The sequence below is a fragment of the Hyphomonas sediminis genome (assembly GCF_019679475.1).
Classification (GTDB): Bacteria; Pseudomonadota; Alphaproteobacteria; order Caulobacterales; family Hyphomonadaceae; genus Hyphomonas; species Hyphomonas sediminis.
In genome coordinates this window covers 2,246,700-2,262,221 of record NZ_JAIEZP010000001.1, presented here as the reverse complement: position 1 = coordinate 2,262,221, position 15,522 = coordinate 2,246,700, and the positions used below count along the sequence as shown (strand labels likewise).

Genomic DNA, 15,522 nt, shown 5'->3' with positions numbered 1-15,522 from the left:
TTGGACAAGTTCCTTGCGCGCTTTCCGTCAGCTCGGGCACGGCCCGCCAGGCGTGTGATTCACATGCATCTGTCCCTGCCCGACCAGCGTTCCGCTCATGTCGTAAGTTTGGAAACTGATGTGACAGCCCTGGTCCCATTGCAGGCGCCCGGCAAAAGTCGCGCCTACGGACGGAACGGCGAGATTGAAGTCTCCGGAACTGCCATTCAGGCGTCCGCTGATCTGCAAACCGTACCCGTAACTGTTCTGCCCTGTGCCGGAAAAGGCACCATTGTTATTCACACGAACAGAGTAAAGGCTCCCGAGACCATCATCCCATTGTCCACTCAGTTGCGAATAGGCAGAAGTCTTGACGGGTTGCGGAGAAAAGCTACCGCCACCGCCTGCGATTTCGCCCTCACCCTGACCGTGCACTACGTCTCCACCAGACCCGGCCACGGCGGCTGTGATGGCAATGACACAGATCGCGGCCACGGAAGCGCCGCCCCAAATGATGGAATTCTTGTTGAAAAGCGTAGACCGCGAGCCGTCTTGTTTTTCCTCGGTCCGGTACACAACCCCGAGATTGACCGCATCGACAAGAAGCTTGCGATATTCCTTCGCCGTTTGGGGGCGGTTGGCGGGCCGGTTTGAGAGCCCACGCTCGATAAGTACGTCGATACTTGTCGGCACGTCCGACCTGCCACCGGAAGGCGCTTGCCAATGTCCCTGAGGAAGCACGTCCACCAGCAATTCATAGAAAATGACGGAAAGCGAATAAATGTCTGCCTCAGGGCCGGCGCTGTCCGCGGCCGTGACTTGTTCTGGTGCCATATAGCGGGGCGTGCCAAGGCCGGTGCCCGTGTTTGAATCTGTTGCCCCTGTCGTTGCCCGGGCAATCCCAAAATCCAGGATCTTGAGGGGCGCGGCCGCCTCTGTGGGCTCGTCAGTCAACATGATATTCTCGGGCTTCAGGTCGCGGTGGATCACCCCGGCCGCATGCGCCGCGGCCAGCCCATCAAGCACTTCTGCAATAATCCGCGCCGCAACACGCAGAGGCACATCCTTACGCTGACGGATACGATCTCGGTGCCAGTCCCGAAGGGATTGCCCCTTGATGAATTCCATCGACACGAAGGGCTGACCTGCGGCGTCACCCACGTCATAAACGGCAACGATGTTCGGATGCCGGATATCTCTCGTGGTGATGCCTTCCGAGATCAACCGCCTGACAGCGCCCTGCCCTGCCAGCCTGTCGGCACGGATGAGTTTCAGCGCGACGGTCTTGTCAGCCAGCTTGTCATGGGCCCGGTAGACAACCCCCATGCCCCCTTTCCCGACCACACTTTCGATCAGGTAGCGTCCGGAAAACTCCGTACCCGGCTCCAGGTCTGGCATCGCGTCACGTCCGCGTGGCCGCACATCTCCGGTATCGAGCGTTTCTAGGCCGCCAATGGTCATAAGGCTGGCCGCTTTGCTTTCCTGCTGATCGGCGCCGCACTCCTGGCAGAACCGGTCGCCTTGAGCGATCTCTGCGCCGCAATTCCTGCATTTACTCATGAGGGGTCCTACCTTTTGCCGGGCGCGATACGCTGAAGTGAAATGCTGCGCGCGCTTCCATGTTCAGTTCGGAAGCTCACGCGTATGCCGAGGGCATCGGGCGCCGAAACAATGGGCGCAATTACATCGCCATCGGCGAGACGGATGATCTTGCCATCGCCATACGCGTTGCCGTTAACCCGCAGCCCGCCACTAGCGGTTACGCGCAGGATGAGCCGGTCAGATTCTATGTAGAGTTCGAAGTGCCGGCGCGAGATCAAGCGGCTGGTGTCCTCGTCCAGCTCCCCACTGGCCCCGTATGCAAGAAGGCGCACATCCCCCTCGCCGCCTTGTGCGCGAGGGCGGCTTCGGCCGACTGAAACAACGCCGTCCGGCGTCATGATCGGTCCATCAAAGGGTGCGTCGCCGTTCTCGAACCCGCTCCAGGCCAGTTCCGCATTGCGTGGCACCCAGCTATCGGCGTCAATGCCCCGCAATCCAAGCCGCCGCTCTTCCCGCTCAGCTCTGACAAGCGGCACCAGAACAGCCTCACTGGATTTCTGAACAGCTGACTTGGTGTCGGCCTTGCCGGAAATGTAAACTGTGTTCCCGTGCCCCGCGCTTTGACCGCCGATATTGACGACGGGCCCTTTGTCCGCTTCAGGACCTTCGATCATGAGCGACAGGTTGGCGGTAAAAACAAAGTTCTCCTGACGCCACCGCCACCGGCTTGCCAACGCGATCAGCACTTGAACGCTGTGGGCGCCGGTTCGGTCCAGTTCGCGCGCGACGATATTGAAGGGGCGCGCTTCGCCAGCGTCCAACCTCTCCCAGCCAAGGCTTTCAGGCCGCCATTCTCCGTTGCCCTCCCGGCTCCACAGTCCGGTAACGAACAATGGCCGCCCCACGCCCGAAAGATTTCCGAGCGACATCGGCAATGCAACTGAACCGCCCACTTTCGCAGCCGTCAGCGCGCCCGCATCAATCTGTAAGTACGGCGCAACGCAAACCGTGCAGAGCCCGCGGTCATCCAGAAGACCGCCACATTCTTCGCAAGCCATGCAGCGCAAAAGCGGCTTCCCGCATTCGCCACAGAACGTTGCCTCCTTGTCGAGTGCCGACTGGTAGCAACATTCCGCCTGCGTCCGGGCCGGTGGCGCGAAACTGGAAGGAGCGACAGACATCGGAGGTCAGGTCCGCATCTTGTGGCCGCAGCCGGTGCAGAAGTTGGCTTTTGCCGGCATGGTCCGGCCACATTTCGTGCAATCAACCGTCGCCGGATCGCTGCTGGACGTATCCACCGGCGCGCCAGATTTTCCGCCCGCGCCATGAGCGACGCCCGTGGCGCCTGTCATGCCCGCTTTCAGAATGTCCAATTCATGCTGCCGGCTGACAGCGCGCTCGTCGGCCGCGCCCTTAATCAGCTCTTTCATAATCTCCATGGATTCCTGACTATTGCTGGCCTGCGCCCGGGCCTGCTCCTTCAAGACTTCTGCAACATGCGGAGAGAGGCCTGCATTGATTGCGAGGATCTGCTCCGGCGTCATTTTCGCGCCTGCCATCAATTGAGCCGTGCGGGCATCCGCTTCGGCTTTTGTCATGGCAATCTTGTTGTCTGTATCCGCCTTGTTCGCGCGAATGTTGCGTTCGTTGGTGCGGTCATCAGTGGCCGCCTCAAGGTTCATCATACGCTCAAGGTTCTTGTGCGCCTGCTCCTGGGCCAGGCGCGCCATTTCGAGCTCCATGCGCTGGCGCCGCTCATGCAGCTCCAGGTCTGTCATCACGCCCATCTTCTTCAGATTCTGGCTGTGACGCGCGTCAAGTTCCTCGATGTCGATCTCGATCTTGCGGAGGCGGCCCGCTTCCTTGGTCAGATCGATCAGATGTCCGGCATCCTCAATCTCGATCTTCATCTTGGCGGCGCGCTCGGAACGCAGCACTTCGATCTCGTGCGCCAGGGCTTCCATTTCATGACGCCGGGAAACAGCCTCCCGCGCGTCGATAAAACGAACCTCGCTCTCAAGCACCATATGTGAAAGCTCGTCCTCACTCGCGCTTTGCACCTTGGCCAGGTCGGCGGTTGTTTCGACGCGGAACTGGGTTGCTTCGTTCTCGCGCGCGATCTCGCGTTTCAACAGCTCCAGCTGATAGTCCAACGCGTCTTGTTCACGCGCAATTTCAGCTCGCTTGAAGGCTTCACGTTCAACGCTGTTGAGCGCCCATTCGACGGAAACCGCGCGCACGAGAACGCCCAGATCGCCAAGCACGCGCTCCGCTTCATTCATCATGTCGGCCTGGATCTTGTCCTGCAGGCCTGTGTTGCCCCTGATGTCGTCTGCGTCTGTCCGGCTGATGACTGCCTCCAGAACACGGTCGGAAACATGCGGTGCCAGACGCTCAAGCACGTCTACACGGGAAAGCGCCTTGCGACCCGGCAGACCAAGCTCTTCATCCTCAGGCTCACGTTCATTGCGGGAAACGCCGCGCATGAGGCCGAGTATGTTGGAGGGCTTGTCAGGGTTTAGCTGCAGCTCGAACGTGCACAGCCCCGTGATCTCGACATTGTCTCGGGAAACGCCCTGAAAGCTCATCGAAATCTGGAATGGTTTCAGATCCGCGAGCATGATGGCGATGTGCGTCGATCCCCCGACGACGCCCTTCAAGGCATTGGCAAAGCCACCGACAGAGAAATGAGCGCCCTGAAAGCTGTCGATCAACTGGCCATTCTTGAACAGCAGCGCAGCAATATCCGGCGGCGAGGCAAAGCGCTTTTCAAAGAAAGTCTTGAACTCGGCTTCCCGCACGAATTCGGCAAGAAGGTTCGGGTCGGTCAGGACAAGCGGCATAGAGGCCATGATTTAGCCCTCCTTCTTAGAGTTCATGAAGAATTGGGTGTAAACCCGGGCGAAGATGATCAGCAGGCAGATCGCGACTGGAACTGGATGAGCCACAACGATTGCCACCATGCGGTCGACGGCGGACATTTCACCAACGACATCGCCCAGCTTGGAGACCGTGAAGATCGAACTGGTGACAATGGAAAAGAGGGTAAAAACCGACATGATGAACGTCGCGAGACCGGCAAGCCTCTGAGCAAAGCTCAAAGGCTGCCGGCGCGACGCGGTTTTGGCGGCAGCCTCTGCTCTCGCTTCTTCCGCATCGCGCCGGTCAAGCGCTTTTTCGTGTTCGTCCCCGCGCTTGATCGCCTCTTCCCGGGCTTTCCGGTCCACCTTCAGAAAGTCCGGTTGAGCTTTGCTGTTCTTGCTCGTTGCATTCACTGGGGTCAGGTTCGAGGCGTGCCTCCGCCAGATCACGAACACCGTTAGCGCCAGCCATATCCCCGCCAGCGCCATTGTGATGTTGAATAGGAGATCGATGATCGGCCACGCTTCGGGTGGGATCTGTTGCAGTGTCTCTTGGAGAGTCTGATCCATGGGGTACGCCTTCAATTAAACCGGCTCTGAAGATGAAGGCGCAGGAACGAGGGATTTCCGGTCACACGGATTGAAAATTATTTTTGAGCAGCCCTGATGCCTTGTCGCGGCATGCTTTTTGCGACAGGTTCGCATCGGGAGGTGGCAATGAGCCAACCGTGTGACAGATCTACAAAGCAGCTTCTGGATGCTTGGCGGGCGGGCGACATGGTCGCGCGCGACCGGCTGTTCACCGAACTTTATTCCGAGCTTCGCCAAATTTCGGCCGGGCTTATCCGCTCCGAGCGGAACCTGTCCCTGTCAACGAGCGACCTGGTCAATGAGGCCGTTATTCGCCTGATGCGGGTGGATCAGATTGAGTGGTCCGACAAGGTTCATTTCCTGGCGCTGGCTGCACGCGCAATGCGCCGGGTGCTGATCGATCACGCCAGAAAGAAACGCTCTGACAAACGCCAACATCAGAAAGTGACCCTGGTGTCGCGCCTCGGAGATGGCCGCGCGGACCGTATAGAAATGGACGTCCTGGAAAAGGCCCTGATCCGGCTCAACGTCATCGATGAAGAGAAAGCCGAAATCGTCGAGCTGCGTTACTTTGGCGGCATGACCCTCGAGGAGATCGCCGAGATTAAAGGCGTTTCGGAAGCCACGGTGAAACGAAGCTGGCGCGCTGCACGCGCCTGGCTGCTCGATTGCCTCAATGAAGCGAGACAGGATGAACACCGGATCGATTGACCGCTTTGCACTGGAAATTCTATCGCAAGCCCTCGACATGCCGTCCGATCAGCGCGCGACCTGGGTCCGGGAACAATGCGCCGGCAATGAAATTCTGGAGAAGCGCGTCCTCAGCCTATTGGAAGCGGAACGCGCATTTCCCGGCGCGCTGAAGACTGGCGGCGCCAGACACGATACTGTTGAGCCGGATGCGCCGGAGCGCGTGGGCGCCTATCGCATCACCGAGATCATCGGCCAAGGCGGCATGGGCGCCGTTTACAAAGGCGAGCGCGATAGCGGAAACTTCGAGCACACTGTCGCGATCAAGATCATCCGGCCAGGAGTGCTCTCCGAAGCCCTGATCGACAGGTTTGAACGCGAACGCCAGATTCTTGCGACCTTGAACCATCCCAATATCGCGCGCCTCTATGATGGCGGGGAGATGGAGAACGGCTCGCCTTATATGATTATGGAGTTCGTGAACGGCGAGCCGATCCTCTCATGGGCGGACCGCACGGGCGCATCTCTGGAACAACGGCTTGATCTGTTCCAGGACCTTTGCAACGCCGTCCAGTTCGCCCACCAGAACCTGATCATCCACCGCGACATCACCCCCTCAAACGTACTAGTCAATCAGGACGGATTGGTAAAGCTGATCGATTTCGGCATTTCCAAGTCTACCGACCCATCGCCCACATCTTCCGCCCGAAGCGGCGCTGAAAAGAGCTCCATGAGCTATACGCCGGGCTACGCCGCGCCGGAACGCGAGCGCGGCGCCGCAGCGAACACGCTGTCCGATATCTTCTCTCTCGGCAAACTCCTTGGTGATCTGGTCAAACACCCGGAACGCAATGCGGAGCTGAACGCCATTATCAATTGCGCTTCTGCCGCTACGCCAGACGAGCGGTACGCATCTGTCGACGCATTGAACGAAGACATAACCAACTACCGCAGCCGCAAGCCCGTCGCCGCCTTTGCCGGATCCCGTACTTACCGCATGGGCAAATTCATCAGCCGTCACCGTGTTGCTGTCCTGTCACTGATCGCCGTCATTGTTGGCCTCTCCGCGGCTTTGGCGACGACAGTCGCCCAGTATAATCGCGCCGAGGCAGCGCTTGCCGTTGCCAATAACCGGTTCACGCAAGCCCGCGAGCTGAGCCGGACACTGGTATTCGACGTTTACGACGAAGCGGAGAAGCTTTCCGGATCACTGGATGCCCGCAAGTCACTTGCCGGCGTGGTGAAGGACTACATCACCGGGTTGCAGCTAGACGAAGACGCGCCCGATGACGTCCTCGTGGAAGTAGGCATCATCACATCGCGTCTCGCAGACCTCTATGGCGGCGTCGGCATCGCCAACCTTGGCGAAAATGAACTGTCGATGCAGTTGTTTCTCGACGCCCAGAAGACGCTGCAAGAAGCGCTTCAGCGCAATCCCACCGACAAGACCGCGATTGCCGAGCTATTGATGGTCGAACGTATGCTGACCATGCAGAATTACTATCACAAGAATGATCTTGTGGCCGCGCATGCCGCAAATGACCGCGCACGAAACCTTGCAGAAGAAGGCCTGACGCTTGGGGCGGAAGGTGAACGCCCGATCCTTCGCCATTTCTGGAGCATCCGGACAGATGAACTCCAATTGCTGGATGCCGAAGGCAAAGTCGACGAAGCTCTCGAAAAGGTTCGTCAGTGGCGCACGGAGCTCACTCCGGAAATGACCGAGCGCATCGGCAGCGGCGTGGAGATGCAGGCCTATTTCGCCAGCCAGGAGGCCATGTTGCTCATTCAGGCGGAACGTGGCGCAGAGGCTCTGGAGCCTCTCAACACAGCAATCACCCTAAGATCTGAGCAGCTCGCTGAGCGACCTGACAACTATTACTTCAAGACTCAGCTGATGGTCGCGTATGGCGAACTCGCGACAGCGTCGCGCTTAGCCGGAAACATGCCAGCAAGCCGAGAAGCCGCCCTCAAGGCTTTGGAGATGGCTCGGGCATTGATGGCGGAAAACCCCGAAGACATGGGCGGCCCGGAAGGGGTTTCTTCCATGCTGCAAAAGCTTGCAACGGCGGAACATTTCTCCGGCAATCAACCGGCCGCCGAAACCGCCCTTGAGGAAGCCGGGGCGTTGCTCGTTCCTTATATCCGGGAACATCCAACTGACACGTTTTACCTATTCAGGATGCTGAACGTTCTCTCCCACGGCGTAGAACTTGATGCCGCAGACCCAACGAAGTCCTGGTCCTGCGCCCGCATCCGTGAAGCGCAGACGGTCATGGATATGAAGGCCCTGCTCGCCGACGAGAACGCTGGATGGGACCCCGACGACATCCATGCTCTGCTGAATGTCGAGTGCGGCAACTAACTGCCCTAACCGCCGATTTGGTCACCCAGTCCGAAATCCCGGCGCGCCGCGACGATGCTGACGATTGGCCCGGCGACGACATCGAGCAATGTCATCACCATCAGCAGGAAAAACACAGATGTTCCGAACCCGGGAAACGCCAGAAAGGCGATAACGCAAACCAAAAGCAATACCATCGAGAGCGAGTGATTGACGATCGCATCGCTCTTTGTTCGCGCCGCTTTCAGGATCTCGATAAAAAGGAATATAAGCCCTACCAGCAGCACGAAGTCGCCCAGCGAGAAGAGCCACCGCCCTCCGCTCATCATCGGCACGCTCAACATATTACCCGCAAGACGCGCCTGAGTGCCGCCGTCTCCAGCGGTCAAAGCGATCATCATGTAGAGAAAAATTGGAATAATCAGCAGGGGTGAAACGATGAGTGCGCGCAACATTGATTTCCTCCAGTCCGGCCCACGGGATACCCAAACCTCCGCAGGCCAATGCCGGGCATGAGCGCCCTTCTCAATCAAAGGCGCAATACGATGTAATTTCGGGTCATGAAATTGTGCTCGCTATGGCACGAAATATGGCTCGATCTTTGTGAGCGTCAGCCTGTAGGCGGTTGCCGCCAGATCGGTCTCTTCTTTCTCAGCCGTCAGCGTGCCTTCCAGCCAGTAGGCGACCCACATGTCATCAATTTTCACCGCCGGGTCCGCTTCAACATATATGATCTGGTTCGGCGGTGGTGGCGGCGTGTGGATACAGGCCCCCATATAAGGAGCGAATAGAAAACTCGCCTGCTTTTTCTCGAGGTTGAAATCGAACGGCACAACGTATCCGGGTATACGGATGAGTTTCCCGTCAAGCTCAGCAACGGTTTCAAATCCCCCAAGCTGCGGCATGTAGTCGAGATCGGAGCCTTCTTCGATCATTTGATAGCCTTCGCTGGCGCCTGCTGAGCTATAACGCGCCTCAAGCGTCTTGTAGAAATCGGCATATTCCTGCTCGAGCGCCTCGCCGCCGCCGATAGGCATAAGGTCATCCCAGATGATCGGCAGCGCCTCGCCTTCCTTGACGCCCCAATAGCCGTTTTCCCCAATCGGCGCAGAGGCAACCGCGCTCTCATCGACATAACCAGATGGGCTGGGCCGATCGAAAGTCTCGGATACGGCCCCTTCCGGCATTGGCGGCGGCGCCATAGAGTCATCTTCGTCAGCCGGCGCTGGACTTCCACAAGCCACCAACAGGAGCACCACGACGCCAGCGGCCAGGGTCTTCATCATCAAAGCATTCTCCGGATCAGCACAAAATGTTATTTTATAACTTTTTGTGCTTTGTCGAGTCTCGCAGAGACATTTCCCGCGATTCCCTGATCCTTCCCTGACAGGACAGCAAAACCAGCTCAAGCGGCAAAGCTTTCCTCATTTGGCTCAGCCCTTGCCCATCGCGCCGTTCCCGGTTAAGCAGCGCGGGTCATCTGGGGAGTAGCCAGCCGCCGAAAGGTGGGCTTCCGTGTCAACATACTTGGTCGAGAGGCCATGGTGCGGAAGGGACGGTTTTACCGTTCGGGCGAGACCAATGACGTTGCATCCTGCCATGCCGGGCCAGGATGTGATGTCGTTGGACTCACGCACACGCCCGGCCTGGAGACTATTATCTTGGAAGCCTTACTGACCTCTACCGCCGTGGTCGCACTCGCCGAAATCGGCGACAAGACACAGCTTCTGGCCATCGTGCTGGCCACCCGGTTCAAACGGCCACTGCCGATCATCTTCGGCATTTTCGTTGCAACGATTGCAAACCATTTCCTGGCCGCCTTCATCGGCGCGCAGGCCGCTGCCTTCCTGGAAGGAGACTGGTTCCGCTATCTGATCGCCGCTTCGTTTGTGGCAATGGGCCTTTGGACCCTGATCCCGGACAAGTTGGACGATGTGGAAGACAAACCCGCGCGGTTTGGCGCGTTTGTTACAACCGTCATCGCTTTCTTCCTGGTGGAAATGGGCGACAAGACACAACTGGCGACTGTTGCGCTCAGCGCGCGCTTCAACGACCTGATCATGGTCACCATGGGCACCACGCTGGGCATGATGCTCGCCAATGTGCCGGCAGTGTTCCTCGGGAACGAGCTGATCCGCCGTGTGCCGCTGAATGTGGTGCGTATGCTGGCAGCACTGCTCTTTATTGTGATTGGGGTGTGGCTGGCTGCGCAAACTGCCGGTTATCTCTGAGTTTTCTTCCGCAGGCAGGCTGGACAGGCAGGGCAAAGAGCCCCACCTCGTCCAGCGCACTCGTTTCTGCCCCGTTCCATGGAGACTTGCCCCGAATGCCCCTCGCACGACGCAAAAACGCGCCCAGCGTGGCGGTTGTCACGGAACGCGTTCATGAAGCCGCGGCCGTTCTTAAAGCTATGGCGAGCGAAACACGGCTGAAGATCATGTGTGCCCTCAGTGAAGGTGAGCAACCAGTGAACCAGCTCGCCGAGATGACCGGCCAGTCTCAATCGGCTGTTTCCCAGCACCTGGCAAAACTGCGCTCCGCTGGCCTCGTGGAAAGCCGCCGTGACGCGCAGACGATCTACTATCGTTGCAAGCAAGGTATCGCGCAGTCGCTGATCGATACCCTGTGCGATTTCTACGGAAAGAAGTGATCGGGCGGCCAAGCGATGGCTCCATCACAAAGGCGTGAGTGATGCTCACAATCGGGCACTGATGTGCCCCAAAGCCGTTCAAACTGACTACACACTGACACCAGACATATTCGTCCGTGACCTGCGCCAGCGCAGGTTCCATATGGGTGAAGCGCATGTGTCTCATGCCGAACCGGATTCATGAACCATCTTCAGATCAGGGAGAATATTATGTTTAGAACATTTCTAGTCGCCACCGCGGCGCTGGGTGCGGTTGCCTGCACCAGCATGGGAACCACTGCCCAGGCGAGCGAACCTGCAGCCACCGCTACAGAAACCGCGCCGGCTGTCATCACCTACACCCTTCCCGACCTGCCCTACGCTTACGACGCGCTGGAAGGCGCCGTTGATGCGCAGACCATGGAAATCCATCACGGCAAGCACCATGCCGGCTACGTGACCAATCTCAACAAGGCGCTGTCTGCCGATCCGGCACTTGGCGCTCAGCCGCTGGAAGAACTGCTGGCAAAAGTGTCGACCCTTTCCCCGGCGATCCGCAATAATGGCGGCGGCCATTGGAATCACTCGCTTTTCTGGAAGCTGATGGCGCCGGCCGGCCAGGGCGGTGAGCCTTCTGCGGACCTGCTGGCGGACATCGAAGCCACCTTCGGCTCGCTGGACGATTTCAAGGCTGCGTTCAATGCTGCGGCAACGAGCCAGTTCGGCTCCGGCTGGGCCTGGCTGGTGGTGACGGATGAAGGGCTGAAAATCACCTCTACCCCGAACCAGGACAATCCGTTGATGGATGTGGCTGCGGTACAGGGCAAACCCGTGCTCGCCGTCGATGTTTGGGAGCACGCCTATTACCTGCGTTATCAGAACCGCCGCGCCGACTATCTCAAGAGCTGGTGGGATGTCGTGAACTGGAACGAAGTGAACGCGCTTTACGAATCCGCGAAGTAATCCGTGAGGACTTGCCGGGGTCCCGGCCCCGGCAAGTTCGCGTACTTACCGTGTCATTCTGTGTCTTTTTGAGGCCGAACGGATACTTTTAGCGACACTTTGGGTCACTTCAGGGACAATTCGGTCCACTTCCGTGCAAAGAAAAGCCGGGCAGCGCATGACGCGGCCCGGCCTTGAGGTGAGAGGGCAAAGCCCTCTGCGGATCAGCGCGCGAGCTTGGCGCGCGCCTCCTCGAATTGCTTCATGATGTTGGAAACGAGATCCTTGCAGGTCGGGATATCGTGGATAAGTGCCTGGCTCTGCCCCGAGGTCCAGATGCCGCCATCGGTGTCGCCATCGCGCAGGACGTTTTCACGACCGCGCACGCCGGCCATCAACTCTTTCACGTCGGCGAAGGTTTTGGTCGGGTCTTTCTGGATTTCAGCGACCTGAGTTGAAACGTCGTTCTTGGCGACGCGGGCGGTGTTGCGCAGCGAGCGACCGACGAGGACGGTATCGAGTTCGGTGTTCTCGACGATCTTCTTTTTCACATTCTCATGGATCGTTGCTTCGACGGTGGCGCAGAAGCGGGTGCCCATGTTCACGCCGTCAGCACCAAGCGCGATCGCGGCGGCCAGGCCGCGGCCGTCAGCCATACCGCCCGAGGCGATGACTGGCACGTCGACCGCATCGACGGTGGCGGGCAGAAGGACGATCAGACCGACATCATCCTCACCGGGGTGACCGGCGCATTCGAAGCCGTCGATGGAGATGACATCGACGCCCTTTTTGACGGCGGAAACGGCGTGGCGGACCGAGGTGCATTTATGGATGACCTTGACGCCATGCTCCTTGAAGCGCGGCAGGTGATCAGTGGGCGCGCGGCCAGCGGTTTCGACGATCTTGATGCCGGAATGGATGATGGCTTCGCGATACTCGTCATAAGGGATCGGGTTGATCGACGGCAGGAGCGTCAGGTTCACGCCAAACGGCTTGTCGGTGAGCTTCTTGGTTTTCTCGATCTCAGCGAGGAGCTCCTCGCCGGACTTGAACATGTGTGCGGTGATGAAGCCGAGCGCGCCGGCATTGGCGACAGCGGCGACGAGTTCGCCATACCCAACGCCGGTCATGCCGCCCATACAGATCGGCGTTTCAACACCGAACATCTCGGTCAGGCGGGTTTTGAATTGAGCCATGTCACTCCCCTTTTCTGTGCACCCCGGACGGACGCCGGGCGGCGATCTTGTTTCACCAGAGAGACATGGCACAGGCAAATGCCGGTTTGGAAGGCTTCACCCGGCGGAAGCGGCAGCAGAATCGCGCTCCTGTTTCCCTAGGGAAAGCGGGTTTCTGCTGCCTGCACCCTCAGACGCCGAAGTCTTCACAGCGGATCTGACCTTCCGAAACACCCAGTGCCAGAAGCATCTGGCGGGATGCCTCGATCAGGGCGGGCGGGCCGCAAAGGAGGAACTCGCATCCGGCAAGGTTTGACGATTGTGTGCCAAGCTCCTGCCGGGCGACCTCATGGACGAGACCGCGATGACCGCTCCATTCCTGCGGGCAAACCTGCGCATCAGAGAGGGCCACGACCCAATCGAAGCCATCCTCCGAACCGGCAAGGGTTTCAAACTCCTCCCGGTAAAGAATATCGGCTTCTGTCCGCGCGCCGTAGAAGAAGCGGATGGGCCGCTTTTGACCCTGCGCGGAATATTCATGCCGCACGATGGACCGGAGCGGCGCCATACCGGAGCCGCCTCCGATCAGCACGAGCGAGGTGGCCGACGCCGACGGCCCAAAGCGACCGAAAGGCCCGTTCAGCGTGACAGGATCACCCGGCAACAGGGAGAAAACATAGCTGGACCCACGGCCCCAGCCGCCGCCACCGGCAGGCGGAACGAGGCGGACGTTCAGCACAATCTCACGCGGGCTTTCATGCGGGCCGATGGCAATGGAATAGATGCGGCGCGCTTCATGCAACGAAGAGGATTCAAATCCATCGGCCGCATCAAGCCAACGGCTGCGCCATGCGTCAGGAACGTCCGCATTGTCCACCAGCACATCCCCCGGTGGGATTAGAAGCTGGACGTATTGGCCTGCCACAAAGGGACGGGACAGTGGCGCATCCAGGCGAATGCGGATTTCCTTGATGAACGGCGCGATGAACCGCGCGGCGCTCACCTGGCCCGACAGGATAGCATTATCGAGGACGCCCTCGGGAAGCTCCACATCCACCCCATCGCGCACCTGATGGCGGCAGGCGAGACGCCATCCCTCTTCCAGCTCTGCCGCCGAAAGATGGCGCAGCTCATCCTTACCAGGACGCGTGGGCGCTTTCAGGCGGACAACGCATTGGCCGCAGCTGCCTGCGCCACCACAGCTGGACGGGAGGTTTACATCCAGGCGTGCGAACGCATCGAAATAGGAAAGGCCCGGCGCGAAGGAAAGATTGCTGACTTCGCGGCCCGGCGCATGGACGGCGCTGGTGACCGTATCCCCCCGCAGGCGGCGGAGCGCCGAGCCGATATCGAAATCGCCGCGCCGGAAGCTGGAAAACAGCAGGAGGAAACCACTCATCGCCAGCCAAAGCGCGGCGAAGCCGGCAACGATCACCAGAGGATTGTTGAAATTGTCCCGCCCCACATAGTCCATCGTGTGGAGCATCCAGAACACATCGAACACGCGCCAGATATCATTGCGCCGTTCCAGCACCTGCCCCGAGACGCCATCGATATAAAGCGATGTGTTCCGGCCATCGTCAAAGTTGACCCGCCAGACAGGTCCGGTGTGTTTGCGCAGCTCCATGAAGGGCGCTGTCAGTGGCTCTGCCGAGACTGGCTTTCCGGGGCCGTAATAGTCTGTGGCAGCCGCCGCGAGCGCACGCTCCGCAGTCACTTCATACGGCGCGCCCGTATAAGCATCGAGCAATGCAATGCCGGCGGGCGTCACGATATGATAGACCGGACCATCCGGGCCGTGACGCAACGCAACCGATTGAGCGCCTTCGACAGATTGCCGGATTGCCGAAATCGGCTGGACCTTGCGATCGAGCGCCGGGAGGGCCGCCTCGCTGCGCCGGTCGCCACCCTTGATCTGGTGCATACTCATGGCGGCCATGGCGAAGCCGCTGAGCATCCACAGCGTCATCTGCACACCAACGATCAGGCCAAGCCATTTATGAAGCCATCGCAGGAAGATCATTGGGCGACCTCCGGCCGCTTGCGGCGTGTGAACCGATAAACAAGCAGGCCCATGCCTGCGAGCGCGCTGAAGAGGCCGATAGCCGTCGATATCCTGAGCAGCCAGTTGTCCATGTCCGTGCGGTCTTTGTAATCCATGATGTGGAACATCCAGGCGATATCGAAACCGCGCCAGAGATTGTGCCGCCGGGACACGAACTGCCCGGTCTCGGCAGAATAGAAAAAGCTCGGTTCGTTCCAGCCGGCAAAATCGACCCGCCAGAGAGGCGGCGTCGCGCTTTGCACTTCCAGAGGCATATCATCCTCGATCAACGAAACGCCAATAATTTCTGCATCGCCGGCAAAGTCCACGCGGGCCACCCGGCGGATGGAGTCTTCGGAGACAGGCGACACCACCTTCCCCGTTTCAGCACTGATGAGCGAATGGCGCTCGCCCATCACCTGATAGACTGGCTGCCCGTCGAACATGGTGAGGCGAACATGGTGGGCATCTGGATTTGCGAGGACAACGAGGCCAGGATCGATATCGACCCGCGCCCAGTCTATCTCCGCTGGCTGAACATCTGCCATCAGATGCTTGCCGTGAATAATGGGAAGCGGGATCACGGTCATGTAGACCCCGCCCAGCGTCCATAAGACCGCCTGAACGCCGATAATGAGCGTCGCCCATTTATGCGTCTTGCGGAACAAGGTGACCGGCTTCATTCCCACCTCCCCAGTGGTCGCCGAGCGGGTTTCCCCGCCCGG

General features: G+C 59.3%; 14 protein-coding genes. 5 read left to right on the top strand and 9 right to left on the bottom strand.

Annotated elements, in window-relative coordinates:
• Positions 1–27 precede the first annotated feature (27 nt).
• From K1X12_RS11260 to K1X12_RS11245, 4 genes are all read right to left on the bottom strand, one after another.
• Positions 28–1,539 (bottom strand): serine/threonine-protein kinase, encoded by a 1,512-nt coding sequence (locus K1X12_RS11260; protein WP_220987680.1) that lies wholly within the window; start codon positions 1,537–1,539, stop codon positions 28–30.
• Between the two features lie 8 nt (positions 1,540–1,547).
• Positions 1,548–2,579 carry an FHA domain-containing protein gene (locus K1X12_RS11255; RefSeq protein WP_220987679.1) on the bottom strand — a complete coding sequence of 344 codons (1,032 nt, stop codon included), beginning with the start codon at positions 2,577–2,579 and terminating at the stop codon, positions 1,548–1,550.
• A 129-nt stretch (positions 2,580–2,708) separates the two neighbouring features.
• Positions 2,709–4,373 carry a hypothetical protein gene (locus K1X12_RS11250; protein ID WP_220987678.1) on the bottom strand — a complete coding sequence of 555 codons (1,665 nt, stop codon included), beginning with the start codon at positions 4,371–4,373 and terminating at the stop codon, positions 2,709–2,711.
• Between the two features lie 3 nt (positions 4,374–4,376).
• Positions 4,377–4,952, bottom strand: a complete 576-nt coding sequence (locus tag K1X12_RS11245) for a hypothetical protein (protein WP_220987677.1) — start codon at positions 4,950–4,952, stop codon at positions 4,377–4,379.
• A gap of 147 nt (positions 4,953–5,099) precedes the next feature.
• Between K1X12_RS11245 and K1X12_RS11240 the strand changes: the two genes are divergently transcribed.
• A complete protein-coding gene (locus K1X12_RS11240) occupies positions 5,100–5,684 on the top strand; it encodes a sigma-70 family RNA polymerase sigma factor (protein ID WP_220987676.1) in 585 nt (194 codons plus the stop codon).
• Positions 5,665–8,028 (top strand): serine/threonine protein kinase, encoded by a 2,364-nt coding sequence (locus tag K1X12_RS11235; RefSeq protein ID WP_220987675.1) that lies wholly within the window; start codon positions 5,665–5,667, stop codon positions 8,026–8,028. Before K1X12_RS11240 ends, K1X12_RS11235 begins: the two co-directional genes overlap by 20 nt.
• Before the next feature lie 5 nt (positions 8,029–8,033).
• On the opposite strand, the gene K1X12_RS11230 is transcribed toward K1X12_RS11235, so the two are convergent.
• Together K1X12_RS11230 and K1X12_RS11225 are read right to left on the bottom strand one after the other, a co-directional pair.
• Positions 8,034–8,462 (bottom strand): hypothetical protein, encoded by a 429-nt coding sequence (locus K1X12_RS11230; RefSeq protein ID WP_220987674.1) that lies wholly within the window; start codon positions 8,460–8,462, stop codon positions 8,034–8,036.
• Positions 8,463–8,582: 120 nt separating this feature from the next.
• Complete coding sequence (locus K1X12_RS11225; protein WP_220987673.1) at positions 8,583–9,293, bottom strand: DUF3299 domain-containing protein; 711 nt, start codon at positions 9,291–9,293, stop codon at positions 8,583–8,585.
• A gap of 375 nt (positions 9,294–9,668) precedes the next feature.
• On the opposite strand from K1X12_RS11225, the gene K1X12_RS11220 reads away from it, so the two are divergent.
• From K1X12_RS11220 to K1X12_RS11210, 3 genes are all read left to right on the top strand, one after another.
• Positions 9,669–10,238, top strand: coding sequence for a TMEM165/GDT1 family protein (locus K1X12_RS11220; protein WP_225907952.1), 570 nt, complete (start codon positions 9,669–9,671; stop codon positions 10,236–10,238).
• Between the two features lie 95 nt (positions 10,239–10,333).
• Complete coding sequence (locus K1X12_RS11215; RefSeq protein WP_220987672.1) at positions 10,334–10,657, top strand: ArsR/SmtB family transcription factor; 324 nt, start codon at positions 10,334–10,336, stop codon at positions 10,655–10,657.
• Between the two features lie 267 nt (positions 10,658–10,924).
• Entirely contained in the window at positions 10,925–11,599 is a 675-nt protein-coding gene (locus K1X12_RS11210; RefSeq protein WP_225908112.1) for a superoxide dismutase, read from the top strand.
• A gap of 203 nt (positions 11,600–11,802) precedes the next feature.
• On the opposite strand, the gene K1X12_RS11205 is transcribed toward K1X12_RS11210, so the two are convergent.
• The 3 genes from K1X12_RS11205 to K1X12_RS11195 all read right to left on the bottom strand — a co-directional run bounded on the left by K1X12_RS11205 (position 11,803) and on the right by K1X12_RS11195 (position 15,480).
• Positions 11,803–12,774: an NAD(P)H-dependent flavin oxidoreductase gene (locus K1X12_RS11205; protein ID WP_220987671.1), complete on the bottom strand. Its 972-nt coding sequence runs from the start codon at positions 12,772–12,774 to the stop codon at positions 11,803–11,805.
• A 169-nt stretch (positions 12,775–12,943) separates the two neighbouring features.
• Entirely contained in the window at positions 12,944–14,776 is a 1,833-nt protein-coding gene (locus K1X12_RS11200; RefSeq protein WP_220987670.1) for a PepSY domain-containing protein, read from the bottom strand.
• Positions 14,773–15,480, bottom strand: coding sequence for a hypothetical protein (locus K1X12_RS11195; protein ID WP_220987669.1), 708 nt, complete (start codon positions 15,478–15,480; stop codon positions 14,773–14,775). Before K1X12_RS11195 ends, K1X12_RS11200 begins: the two co-directional genes overlap by 4 nt.
• Between the last annotated feature and the right edge of the window lie 42 nt (positions 15,481–15,522).

Excerpts from the sequence above, each read along its gene's own strand:
- K1X12_RS11260 (WP_220987680.1), bottom strand. The coding sequence starts at position 1,539 with ATGAGTAAATGCAGGAATTGCGGCGCAGAGATCGCTCAAGGCGACCGG.
- K1X12_RS11255 (WP_220987679.1), bottom strand. The coding sequence starts at position 2,579 with ATGGCTTGCGAAGAATGTGGCGGTCTTCTGGATGACCGCGGGCTCTGC.
- K1X12_RS11250 (WP_220987678.1), bottom strand. The coding sequence starts at position 4,373 with ATGGCCTCTATGCCGCTTGTCCTGACCGACCCGAACCTTCTTGCCGAA.
- K1X12_RS11245 (WP_220987677.1), bottom strand. The coding sequence starts at position 4,952 with ATGGATCAGACTCTCCAAGAGACACTGCAACAGATCCCACCCGAAGCG.
- K1X12_RS11240 (WP_220987676.1), top strand. The coding sequence starts at position 5,100 with ATGAGCCAACCGTGTGACAGATCTACAAAGCAGCTTCTGGATGCTTGG.
- K1X12_RS11235 (WP_220987675.1), top strand. The coding sequence starts at position 5,665 with ATGAACACCGGATCGATTGACCGCTTTGCACTGGAAATTCTATCGCAA.
- K1X12_RS11230 (WP_220987674.1), bottom strand. The coding sequence starts at position 8,462 with ATGTTGCGCGCACTCATCGTTTCACCCCTGCTGATTATTCCAATTTTT.
- K1X12_RS11225 (WP_220987673.1), bottom strand. The coding sequence starts at position 9,293 with ATGATGAAGACCCTGGCCGCTGGCGTCGTGGTGCTCCTGTTGGTGGCT.
- K1X12_RS11215 (WP_220987672.1), top strand. The coding sequence starts at position 10,334 with ATGCCCCTCGCACGACGCAAAAACGCGCCCAGCGTGGCGGTTGTCACG.
- K1X12_RS11210 (WP_225908112.1), top strand. The coding sequence starts at position 10,925 with ATGGGAACCACTGCCCAGGCGAGCGAACCTGCAGCCACCGCTACAGAA.
- K1X12_RS11205 (WP_220987671.1), bottom strand. The coding sequence starts at position 12,774 with ATGGCTCAATTCAAAACCCGCCTGACCGAGATGTTCGGTGTTGAAACG.
- K1X12_RS11200 (WP_220987670.1), bottom strand. The coding sequence starts at position 14,776 with ATGATCTTCCTGCGATGGCTTCATAAATGGCTTGGCCTGATCGTTGGT.
- K1X12_RS11195 (WP_220987669.1), bottom strand. The coding sequence starts at position 15,480 with ATGAAGCCGGTCACCTTGTTCCGCAAGACGCATAAATGGGCGACGCTC.